Here is a 12056-nt window from a genome sequence, read left to right on the forward strand (position 1 = left end):
TTTTTTAGTTTAAAAATGATATTTAACTAGCAAATTGACATTGTTTTCGTCAACACCACGTATGCCAAATTTATCAAGCCAATAAACGTATTCGATACCTAGGTATAATTTTGAATCGATATTTAAATGTGGAGCAACATCATATTTTAGCTGCGATGTGAAATTCATCTGTGCGTCGCTGTTGTCTCTGCTTGTTGCATAATCAATAAAACCATCATAATAAAGCGGTCCGATTGGTAAACCCCATGTAACGGTTGTTTGGTAGTTATTATCACCATGCTCATTGTTGCGGTAGTATAGGTTTACATTGAAAAAATCAAAGTAGGGCACATCAAACCCAGCACCTACGCCGTATAAGTAGTTTGTTAAGCTTGAACCAAAACCATCATGAGATGAAAACGTGCCGTACTCAATTGTAGTGGCAACGTAAAGTGCTTTAACGGGATTGTTTTCAAAGTCGGTGATTTTAAAGCGTGGCGAAAACTCGCCGTAGGTTTCTTTATCACCATTGTCAGACTCCAAACGGTCAACAAAAGTAAAGCTGTCTCCCCAGCTTGTAACCGCAAAGTGTTCTAGCGTTACGATTTGTTTTTTATTGTCGCCTACTTCATAGTTATTACCGTTTAAGTAACTTACACTAAAGTCAGAGAAATGTGTTTTTGCAGAAACCGTTGTTGAAAGACAAAGCGCTGCGAGTGATACAAGATGTGTTGTTATTTTCACAAAAGCCTCAGGTAGGGTTTTATTATAAATTTAATAGAATTTTAGCAGATTGTAGGAATGTTTCAGATAACTATCATTGATTTAGCGGCTAACAGGCTAAACAATAACCCTTTGTGATATGGCAACATGCCGTTTGATGACGTTTATATTGATGATTTCTCGGTATGTTACTACAGGTAGACAATAAAAAAGGGCGTGTTAACACGCCCTTTTTGTTGGTATTTTCTCGGGTATTAGAAATAAACGCGTAGGCCTAACTGTACGTTACGACCTGGTAATGGTGCGATATCTTTAATAAACGATGTATGGCTGAAAGCAAGTTCGTCTGTAATATTTTGTACTTTTGCAAATACAAACGAATCTGTGTTTAACACATCAAGATTATACTTCGCAGATACATCAAATAATGTGTAGCTGTCGGTGTGAGTTTCGTGTGCGCCTAACTTGTCTTGCTCAAAGTAATGCGTAGCAGCAAAGTTTACTTGCAATGCATGCCAGTCATACTCAGCCTCAAAACCTAATTTATTTTGCGGGAAACGCGGTAAATATTCCGATGAGTCTTTAACATCATTACGAATATGATCACCAATTAATTTAACTAGCAGTTGATCATTTACTTGGTAGTGAACATCAAACTCAATACCGTACAAATCAACATCTGCATATTGATATTGGAAAACACGTGTCGCTTCATCTTCGTCGTGACCATGCGATAAATACTCATCCATAGAAAGCATTTCGTCATGGTGCGCATCAATTACTAAACCTGTATCTTGCTGGAAATAAAAGTTATCAATCTGATTATAAAAAGCGTTTATAGTATAGCCAAAATCGCCATTGAATTTACGTAGTGTTAGGTCGATATTATTCGATGTTTCGCTTTCAACGTTTTCTGGCTCAAAGTGAATTTCGCCGCCTTCAATTTCATAGCCTAAACCAAGGTCATAAGTACTCGTTGCGATATGCAGACCATTTGATAATAGTTCAGCTGCACTTGGCGCACGTTCTGAATGACCGAGAGAAAGTGCGACTGAATGACCTTCTTGGAAATTCCAGATAGTACCTGCAGATAAGCTTACGCTGTCGAATTCACCAACATATGCGTATTCTTCACCGTGATGTTCCTCTTCATCATGTGCTTCATGATCGTGTTCGTCATGACTAAGGTGAATTTCTGGTGCATCGATTTCTGTATTTTCAAAACGACCGCCTAATTCAACGCGAAAATCGCCGAACGTTTTCTCTTCTAAAACGAAAAGTGCATGTTGTGTTGTATCGCTGTGTGGCGTAAATGCTTCTGCACCATCAGCGCCATAATCCGAATCATAATAGTGGTAACCGACAACACCGTGCCAACCTAACAGGTTATGTTCTGCAGTTGCGCGCAATTCTTTCGATTCATTGGTGAATACTGTGCCTTCCATGCCTTCTTCAATTTCGGCGTGGCGGTAATCGGTATAACCAAGTTTCACATCAAAACGTTCAATCATAGAATCATGTAGGCTGTAAGTGAAACGCGCTTGATAACGGTCTTGAGTTAATCGTGCGAATACATCACCATGTTCTTCGTGCTCATCTTCCTGTACATGGTTTTCTTCTTCGTGTTCATGCCCATGAACATGGTCGTGATGTGCATGAGAGTGACCCGGAATACCGTAATCTGATTCTAGCTTGCCATAAGAAACGCCTACAACTAGGTGTTCGTTCACATAACTTGTGCCTAAATTAAATGCAGTTGTATCAATAAAGCTGTTTTCAACTGAGTTTAAAACTTCTTCATCATGCTCATCTGCGTGGTCTTCACCTTCATGTTCTTCTTCGTGCTCTTCATGATGCGCTTCAAACTTTGGCACTTCAGTGTCTTCTGTTTTACGTTTTAAACCATCTAAGTGGAAGTTAAAACCGTTATCACCACCATTTAGTACAAATGCAGTTGTATTACCTTCGTTTACGGTATCGTGTTTGTATTCAACGGCACCTTCTAACGACTCGTAGTTAGTTGTCGGAATGCGGCCATCAACAACGTTAACAACACCGCCAATCGCACCTGAACCATACAGTAATGTCGCTGGGCCTCGCAGTACTTCAATTTGCTCTGCGCTGAGTGTTTCGTTGGTGTTCGCATGATCAGGTCCGACACGCGATGCGTCACTACTTTCTAAACCATTTTGCATTACGCGTACACGTGGACCATCCAATCCACGAATTACCGGAGATGACGAAACAGGACCAAAATATGTTTGGCTAACACCCGGCAGTTTATTAAGTGTTTCGCCGAGTGTATTAGATGATTTGTCTTTTAATTCTTCACCTGATAGCACGGTTACCGGTGAGGTCATGTCTAAGTTACTTTTATGAAGTGCTGAAGCGTATACAGTGATCGCTTCAATTGATGATTTTTCTAGTACAAAGTTGATCGTTTGCGCTTCGTTTTTAACGCTAATACGTTTATCTAAAAAACCATCTTTACTGAAATGTAGCTGACTATCGGCATCCAGTTCAATTTGATATTGACCCGCATTGTTGGTTGTAACGGTTTTTTCTTTACCATGAACATGCACTGCAACACCAGCGATTGGCTGGCCTGAATTATCAGTTAATTGTCCTGAAATCTGTGCTGCGTGTGAGCTAAGAGGGAATACTACGCTTAGCACTGCCAAGCTAATGAGAGATTTTTTCATAACGAATACTTCAGTAAGATTAAAACAAATACGTGTTATGTGATACTGTAACATCATCACACGCACAAATAAATAAATTGTTATATCATTACATATATTAATTATTTCTAATTACGAAACGATGACGGTAATTTACAGAAAGGGCAGTAAATAGGATTAAAACTTTGGAATGTCTATTTCGATATCTTCAAGTGGCGTGGCACAACACAATAAAATCTCACCTTTACGAACAAATGCCAATGGCTCCTGCTGGTAGTCGACTTTGCCACTGACTAGTTTACAGCGGCAGGCACCGCAAAACCCTTCACGGCAGTGAAATTGTGTTTGGATTTTATTTTTTTCTAAGAAGGTAAGTAGATTTGACTGATCAGAGTCGAATTCAAGACTCTGATCAGTATTTACAACAGTAACTTTGCTCATTAAAGATCAAAGTCACCAAAGTCAGAAGCATTTACTTCTGAATCAATTTGACCAACAAGGTAAGAACTAATTTCAGCTTCTTGTGGTGCTACCTGTACGTTATCTGAAACTAACCACGCGTTGATCCAAGGAATTGGGTTTGAGCTGGTTTCAAATACAGTTGGTAAGCCAACGGCTGCCATACGTACATTTGTAATGTATTCAACATATTGGCAAAGAATGTCTTTGTTTAAGCCAATCATTGAGCCGTCTTTGAATAAGTATTCTGCCCATTCTTTTTCTTGCTCTGCTGCCTTGGTGAACATTGCAATCGATTCTTCGCGGCATTGCGCTGCAACAATCGCCATTTCAGGATCGTCATCACCTTCTTGCATAATGTTTAGAATATGCTGTGTGCCCGATAAGTGAAGCGCTTCATCACGTGCGATAAGCTTGATGATTTTCGCATTACCTTCCATCAATTCACGCTCTGCAAACGCAAACGAGCAAGCAAAACTAACATAGAAGCGGATTGCTTCTAAAATGTTTACTGACATGATGCAAAGGTACAGTTTCTTTTTAAGATCGAATAAGTTGATCTTTACTTCTTCACCGTTAATTTGGTGTTTGCCTTCACCGTATTCGTTGTAAATCGTCGTTAAGCTGATTAGTTCATCGTAGTAACGCGTTACTTCTTCTGCGCGCTCTGCAATTTTTTCATTGGTAACAATGTCGTCAAAAATTAGTTCAGGCTGTTTTGTTACGTTGCGAATAATGTGGGTGTACGAACGGCTGTGAATGGTTTCACTGAACGCCCACGTTTCAATCCAAGTTTCAAGTTCTGGAATTGATACGATAGGGAGTAACGCAACATTTGGTGAACGACCTTGTACACTATCAAGTAGTGTTTGGTATTTTAAGTTGCTCAAGAAAATGTGCTTTTCGTGTTCTGGTAAACCTTCGAAGTCGATGCGGTCTTTGCTTACGTCAACTTCTTCAGGACGCCAGAAGAACGAAAGTTGCTTTTCAATTAGCTTTTCAAAAATAGGGTGCTTTTGTTGATCATAGCGCGAAACATTAACAGTTTGTCCAAAGAACATTGGTTCTTTTAGTTGGTCATTATGCTCGCGACTAAATGTTGAATACGACATATTATTATTAACTCTAGAGAAAACAAACTAGCGGGCAAAGAGTGTATACTTTGCCCGCTGGGATTTAGATTTTACACGCGCCGCCTGCACAGCCGTCATCTTCAGGCTCTGGCTTAAGCTCGTCCTGAGAATCCGATGCACCATCACGGGTGTTGTGGTAGTAAAGTGTTTTAACACCAAGTTTGTATGCAGTTAGTAAATCCTTAAGCAATAGCTTCATTGGAACTTTACCGCCTTCAAACTTATTTGGATCATAATTCGTGTTAGCAGAAATGGTTTGGTCGATAAACTTCTGCATAATACCCACCAATTGCAAGTAACCATCGTTGCTTGGAATATCCCAAAGTAACTCGTACGCATCTTGCAAACGCTCGTACTCTGGTACTACTTGCTTTAAGATACCGTCTTTACTCGCTTTAACACTGATATGTCCTCGCGGTGGCTCAATACCATTGGTTGCGTTAGAGATTTGTGATGACGTTTCTGACGGCATTAACGCAGATAACGTTGAGTTACGCATACCGTGTTTGACAATGCTTTCACGTAGGCCATCCCAATCAAGGTGCAATTGCTCATTACATACCGCATCAAGATCTTTCTTGTAGGTATCGATTGGCATAATGCCTTTTGCGTACGTTGTTTCGTTAAACTTAGGACACGCGCCTTTTTCTTTAGCAAGTTCATTTGATGCTTTCATTAAGTAATATTGAATTGCTTCAAATGTACGGTGAGTTAACGCGTTTGCTGAACCGTCTGAATACTTAACACCGTTTTTCGCAAGGTAATAAGCGTAGTTAATTACACCAATACCTAACGTACGACGACCCATAGTTGCGTTATATGCAGCCGGTACAGGGTAATCTTGATAATCTAGTAAGTTATCTAGTGCACGTACAGCAAGTTCTGCTAATTCGTCTAATTCATCAAGTGATTTAATCGCACCAAGGTTGAACGCAGAAAGCGTACACAATGCAATTTCACCTTCTTCGTCCATTACGTGTTTTAATGGCTTAGTAGGAAGCGCAATTTCTAGACACAGGTTAGACTGACGAATTGGTGCTACTTTTGAATCAAACGGGCTATGTGTATTTGTGTGGTCTACGTTTTGTAGGTAAATACGACCTGTGCTTGCACGCTCTTGGGCAAACATAGAGAATAATTCAATCGCTTTAATACGTTTTTTACGAATTGATTCATCTTGCTCGTATTGCACATATAAGCGCTCGAACTCATCTTGATCTTCAAAGAATGCATCGTAAAGACCAGGCACATCTGACGGGCTGAACAGCGTAATGTAATCGTCTTTAATTAAACGCGAATACATTACTTTGTTAAACTGAACGCCGTAATCTAAGTGACGAACACGGTTGTCATCAACACCACGGTTGTTTTTAAGCACCAGTAGGTTTTCAACTTCTAAGTGCCATAACGGGTAGAATAGGGTTGCCGCGCCACCACGCACACCGCCTTGTGAACAGCTTTTAACTGCCGTTTGGAAGTGCTTGTAGAAAGGAATACAGCCAGTGTGGAATGCTTCACCGCTGCGAATTGGGCTACCTAGTGCGCGAATTCGACCAGCATTAATACCAATACCAGCACGTTGGCTTACGTATTTTACAATTGACGATGACGTTGCATTAATTGAATCTAGACTATCGTCACATTCAATCAGTACGCATGAACTGAATTGACGTGTAGGGGTACGCACACCCGCCATAATTGGCGTTGGTAATGAGATCTTAAACGTCGACGTCGCGTCATAAAAACGTTTTACATAGTCTAAACGCGTGTCTTTCGGATATTTCGAGAATAGACATGCTGCAACTAAAATATAAAGGAACTGCGCGCTTTCATAAATCTCACCGGTAACACGGTTTTGCACAAGATATTTACCTTCTAACTGCTTAACGGCAGCATAGCTAAAGGTAAGATCACGAGAATGATCAATATATGCGTCAAGCTCTTCGATTTCCTGCAGGCTATAGTCGGCAAGTAGATGTGGATCATACTTGTTCATTTCAACCATCTTAACCATATGATCATATAGTTTAGGCGGCTCAAATTTACCATAGGCTTTCTTACGCAAATGGAAAATAGCCAAACGCGCAGCAAGATACTGATAATCTGGAGTTTCTTTCGAAATTAGATCAGCAGCAGCTTTGATAATGGTTTCGTGAATATCTTCTGTACGGATACCGTCGTAAAACTGAATGTGTGATTTTAGTTCTACTTGCGATACAGATACGTTATTTAGGCCTTCTGCTGCCCATGCAATAACGCGGTGAATTTTGTCTAGGTCAAGCGGTTCCTTGCGACCGTCGCGTTTACTGACTGAAAGCTCTTGGTTCATAGTTATGCCTGCAATTTCCTTCAAACGAGCAAAAAATTTTTATTATGTCGAAATATTAAACTGGACTTTTGTCCTATTATTTAAGCGCACGGCTCAGGCGAAATTACCACTAGTGCTCGTTTTTCGCTTAGCTACTAGATATGGTGTCGCCATCACAGATGATCACAAGATAGAGGGGTATGCGTCTTTTTTCAAGGCCTAGAAAAGCGAGATAATTTGTGATCAATTTTTTACTAACTAGTCTGTTAGCATCCACTAACTTGTTAAGTAAAGTGTGTTTAGTCTATGTGAAAAAACAACGAAAAAAATACGATAAAAAAAAATATTTAAAATTTATTTGTTGCAAATTCACAAGGTATTGTTTTTGGGTCCGAGATTAAAATAACCACTATATCTAGTGGTTATTTTTTATCATAGCAACTAGATATATGGTTAAGCAGTGAGCAGGCGTTGGTAAAGCTAAAGTCAGATTGCCAGCTTGAAACAGGGTTGCCATTTAAATATCCCCAAAGCGCCGAAGCTGTTTTCATCCCCGCAGATTTGCCAGCAATGATATCGCGCTCATCGTCACCGATATAAATGCAACACCTAGGATCAACCTTCATTAATTCACAGCTGTAAAGCAAAGGATCAGGGTAGGGCTTGGCGCGTTCAAGTGTGTCACCCGATACAATATTTTTGCAGTTTGCAAATTGTGTGATTTGCGCAACAAGGGGGTTAGTTAAGTGCTTTGGTTTATTTGTCACAATCGACCAAGGAACTGCGTGCTCATCTAAAAACGTAATCAGTGGCACAATACCTTGGTAAAAACGGCTTTTACACCATAAATTGTTCGCGTAATAAGTAAGAAACGCTTCTTTTAAATGTGTTTGTTCGTCGTTTGAGAAATGTTGCCATTCATCACCAAAACCAAGTTTGAGTAATGCAAGCGTACCGTTAGAGGCCTGCGTACGATATGTTTTTGCACTTACCGTCGGTTTATTATGTTTGGCCAACACAAAGTTAAGCGCAGCACCTAAATCATCCGCACTGTCGATTAAGGTGCCATCTAAATCAAACAATACTGCTTGATACATTTTATGCTAACTTTTCGAAATGAATCATATAGTTAACTGAGACATCGTTGGTTAAACTATACGTTTGACCAAGCGGGTTGTAACTTAACCCTTTCATAATGCGCGCTTTAAGGCCGTATTTTTCAGCCCAATTAATTAACGTTGCAGGCTTGATGAATTTGTCGTGGTCGTGCGTGCCTTTTGGCACAATCTTAAGTAAGTGCTCGGCACCGACAATGGCAAATAAATACCCTTTAAGTGTTTTATTAAGCGTTGACATAAAAACATGACCACCAGGTTTCACCAATGTTGCTAATGATGCGATTACCGATTCAGGATCCGGTACATGCTCAAGCATTTCCATACACGTAACAACATCAAATTGCTGAGGGTTTTGCTCGGCAAACTCTTCAGCGGTCACTTTTTCATAGTTAAGGGAAACGCCCACTTCTAATGCATGTAATTTAGCAACATTTAAGGGCTCTTCGCCCATATCAATGCCCGTCACTTGCGCGCCTAGTTTAGCCATGCTTTCAGCTAATATACCGCCACCGCAGCCAACATCTAATACATTTTTTGAGAAAATGCCTTGGCTATATAAGTTAATAAAGTCTAAACGAAGCGGGTTTATTTCGTGTAGTGGTTTAAATTCACCATTAAGGTCCCACCAACGGTCGGCCATGGCTTCAAATTTTGCAATTTCACTTGCATCTACATTTTGTTGAACGGTCATAAAAAGCATCCAGAGTGATTTGAGGGCATTATAAAGGGATTTTTTATAAAAAGACTACCGCTTACAACCTGTAAATAATGATTTTTTGTGTTAGCATGCTTTGGTTATAAAAATAATAACTGAATTAATACACGATTGAAGGAAGAGAAATCGGATGACAGATCTCGCCAATGAAATCCTTCCAATCAATATTGAAGATGAATTAAAAAATTCATACCTCGATTACGCCATGAGTGTAATTGTAGGACGTGCGCTTCCTGATGTACGAGATGGTTTAAAACCAGTTCATCGCCGCGTACTTTTCGCAATGAATGAACTCAATAATGATTGGAACAAACCTTATAAAAAGTCTGCACGTGTTGTAGGTGACGTAATCGGTAAATATCACCCTCATGGTGATAGCGCGGTTTACGATACGATTGTACGTATGGCTCAGCCGTTCTCACTTCGTTATTTATTAGTTGATGGTCAAGGTAACTTCGGTTCGGTAGACGGCGACAGCGCGGCTGCGATGCGTTATACCGAAGTACGTATGGCTAAAATGGCCCATCAATTATTAGCGGACCTTGAAAAAGAAACGGTTGATTACGTTGATAACTATGATGGTACGGAAAAAATTCCAGCGGTACTACCAACACGCGTTCCTAACTTATTAGTGAACGGTGCATCGGGTATCGCGGTAGGTATGGCGACCAATATTCCGCCACACAATTTATCTGAGGTAATTAACGGCTGTTTAGCGGTTATTGAAAACCCTGAAATACAAATTGAAGAGCTGATCGATTATATCCCAGGTCCTGATTTCCCAACAGCGGGTATTATCAGCGGCAAAAAAGGTATCGAGCAAGCGTATAAAACTGGCCGTGGTAAAGTTTATATCCGCGCCAAAGCAGAAGTTCAAGTTAACGAAAAAACGGGTAAAGAAACAATTATTGTTCACGAAATCCCGTACCAAGTTAACAAAGCACGTTTAATTGAAAAGATTGCTGAACTTGTTAAAGACAAGAAAATTGAAGGCATCAGTGCACTGCGAGATGAGTCTGATAAAGACGGCATGCGCATTGTTATCGAAATTAAACGCGGTGAAGTAGGCGAAGTTGTTCTAAACAACCTGTATGCACAAACACAAATGCAAACAGTGTTTGGTATGAACATGGTTGCGCTAGATAATGGTCAACCTAAACTACTTAACCTAAAAGAAATGCTTGAAGCATTTGTTACGCACCGTCGCGAAGTAGTAACGCGCCGTACGGTATTTGATTTACGTAAAGCACGTGACAGAGCACATACCCTTGAAGGTTTAGCAATCGCGCTTGCGAATATTGATCCTATTATCGAGGTTATTCGTCGTTCGCAAACTCGTGATGAAGCAAAAGTAGCCTTACTTTCTCGTAGCTGGGAACTGGGTAACGTTAAAGGCATGCTAGAAAAAGCAGGTGAAGACGACGTTGCTCGCCCTGAATGGCTTGCACCAGATTTAGGTATTCGCGATGGCCAATACTACTTGTCAGAAGCACAAGCGAATGCAATTCTAGACCTTCGTTTACATAAGCTAACAGGTTTAGAACACGAAAAAATCTTAAATGAATATAAAGAGCTATTAGATCTAATCGCTGAGCTACTTTATATCCTTTCAACTCCTGAGCGTTTAATGGAAGTTATTCGTGAAGAGCTAGTTGAAATTAAAGACAACTTCGGCGATGAGCGTCGCACTGAAATTACTGCAGCTGCGCACGATATTAGTCTTGAAGACTTAATCACTGAAGAAGACGTTGTGGTAACACTATCACACGAAGGTTACGTTAAGTATCAACCGCTTTCTGATTACGAAGCGCAGCGTCGTGGCGGTAAAGGTAAGTCTGCGACTAAGATGAAAGATGAAGACTTCATTGAACGTCTGTTAGTTGCAAACACCCACGACACTATTTTATGTTTCTCTACGTCAGGTCGTTTATATTGGCTGAAAGTATATCAGTTACCATTAGCGAGTCGCGCGGCGCGTGGCAAGCCAATTGTTAACTTACTACCACTTGAAGCTGATGAGCGTATTACCACTATCTTACCAGTACGTGAGTATGAAGAAGATAAGTATGTATTAATGGCAACAGCGAACGGTACAGTTAAGAAAACACCACTTACGGCATATAGTCGCCAGCGTGCTTCGGGCATCATCGCAATCAATCTAAACGAAGGCGATAGCTTGATTGGTGCTGATATCACTGATGGTACAAACGATATCATGCTATTTACCGATCACGGTAAAGTAGTACGCTTTAACGAAAAGCAACGTGATTCAGAAACAGGTGAAGTGAAACTTGACCCAGAAACAGGTGAAGAGTTACTAGCGTTACGCCCGATGGGCCGTACAGCGACAGGTGTACGCGGTATTAAGATGCCAGATGACGTGAAAGTTGTTTCACTTATTGTACCTAAGAACGATGGTCCGGTATTGACGATCACTGAAAATGGTTACGGTAAACGTACACTGCTTGAAGATTACCCAGCGAAGAGTCGTGCAACACAAGGTGTTGTATCGATTAAAGTATCTGAGCGTAATGGTAAAGTAGTTGGCGCGGTGCAAGTTGAAGATAATGATGAAATCATGATTATCTCTAACAAAGGTACATTAGTGCGCACCCGTGTTAATGAAGTATCTACTGTTGGTCGTAATACACAAGGTGTTATTTTAATTCGTACAGCTGATGACGAACAAGTTGTTGGTTTACAGCGTATCGATGAAATTGAAGAGTCTCAATTCCTTTCTGAAGAAGGTGAAGATGAAGCAGTTTCAAGCGAAAGTAATGAAACACCAAATACAGATGAAAATAATTCAGAGCAACCAGCTGAATAGAAAAAATATTCATCTTTATCATGCGGTAATTTGATATTTAATCAGTTACAGTATGAACAATGTTAAAAGCGGCTAACAGCCGCTTTTTTGTTTTCTAATTATGTACAAATGAG

8 protein-coding genes are annotated in these 12056 nt (G+C 40.3%); 1 reads left to right on the plus strand and 7 read right to left on the minus strand.

Annotation, left to right across the window (positions count from 1 at the left end):
• Positions 1 to 9 precede the first annotated feature (9 nt).
• From C2M30_RS08770 to ubiG, 7 genes are all read right to left on the minus strand, one after another.
• Positions 10 to 723, minus strand: coding sequence for a hypothetical protein (locus C2M30_RS08770; RefSeq protein WP_010560075.1), 714 nt, complete (start codon positions 721 to 723; stop codon positions 10 to 12).
• Between the two features lie 233 nt (positions 724 to 956).
• Positions 957 to 3404 carry a TonB-dependent receptor gene (locus tag C2M30_RS08775; RefSeq protein ID WP_105171365.1) on the minus strand — a complete coding sequence of 816 codons (2448 nt, stop codon included), beginning with the start codon at positions 3402 to 3404 and terminating at the stop codon, positions 957 to 959.
• A gap of 156 nt (positions 3405 to 3560) precedes the next feature.
• Positions 3561 to 3824: a class I ribonucleotide reductase maintenance protein YfaE gene (gene yfaE / locus C2M30_RS08780; protein ID WP_105171366.1), complete on the minus strand. Its 264-nt coding sequence runs from the start codon at positions 3822 to 3824 to the stop codon at positions 3561 to 3563.
• Positions 3824 to 4954 (minus strand): class Ia ribonucleoside-diphosphate reductase subunit beta, encoded by a 1131-nt coding sequence (nrdB, locus tag C2M30_RS08785; protein WP_010560078.1) that lies wholly within the window; start codon positions 4952 to 4954, stop codon positions 3824 to 3826. The genes yfaE and nrdB overlap by 1 nt, the downstream gene beginning before the upstream one ends.
• 64 nt (positions 4955 to 5018) lie before the next feature.
• Entirely contained in the window at positions 5019 to 7304 is a 2286-nt protein-coding gene (nrdA, locus tag C2M30_RS08790) for a class 1a ribonucleoside-diphosphate reductase subunit alpha (protein WP_105171367.1), read from the minus strand.
• Positions 7305 to 7705: 401 nt separating this feature from the next.
• Entirely contained in the window at positions 7706 to 8380 is a 675-nt protein-coding gene (locus C2M30_RS08800) for an HAD family hydrolase (protein ID WP_105171368.1), read from the minus strand.
• A gap of 1 nt (position 8381) precedes the next feature.
• Positions 8382 to 9092, minus strand: a complete 711-nt coding sequence (gene ubiG, locus C2M30_RS08805; protein ID WP_105171369.1) for a bifunctional 2-polyprenyl-6-hydroxyphenol methylase/3-demethylubiquinol 3-O-methyltransferase UbiG — start codon at positions 9090 to 9092, stop codon at positions 8382 to 8384.
• 154 nt (positions 9093 to 9246) lie between these two features.
• On the opposite strand from ubiG, the gene gyrA reads away from it, so the two are divergent.
• On the plus strand, positions 9247 to 11943 hold the full coding sequence (gene gyrA / locus C2M30_RS08810) for a DNA gyrase subunit A (RefSeq protein WP_105171370.1): 2697 nt from the start codon (positions 9247 to 9249) through the stop codon (positions 11941 to 11943).
• Positions 11944 to 12056 lie beyond the last annotated feature (113 nt).

The sequence above is a fragment of the Pseudoalteromonas sp. T1lg24 genome (assembly GCF_002964745.1).
Taxonomy (GTDB): domain Bacteria; phylum Pseudomonadota; class Gammaproteobacteria; order Enterobacterales; family Alteromonadaceae; genus Pseudoalteromonas; species Pseudoalteromonas spongiae.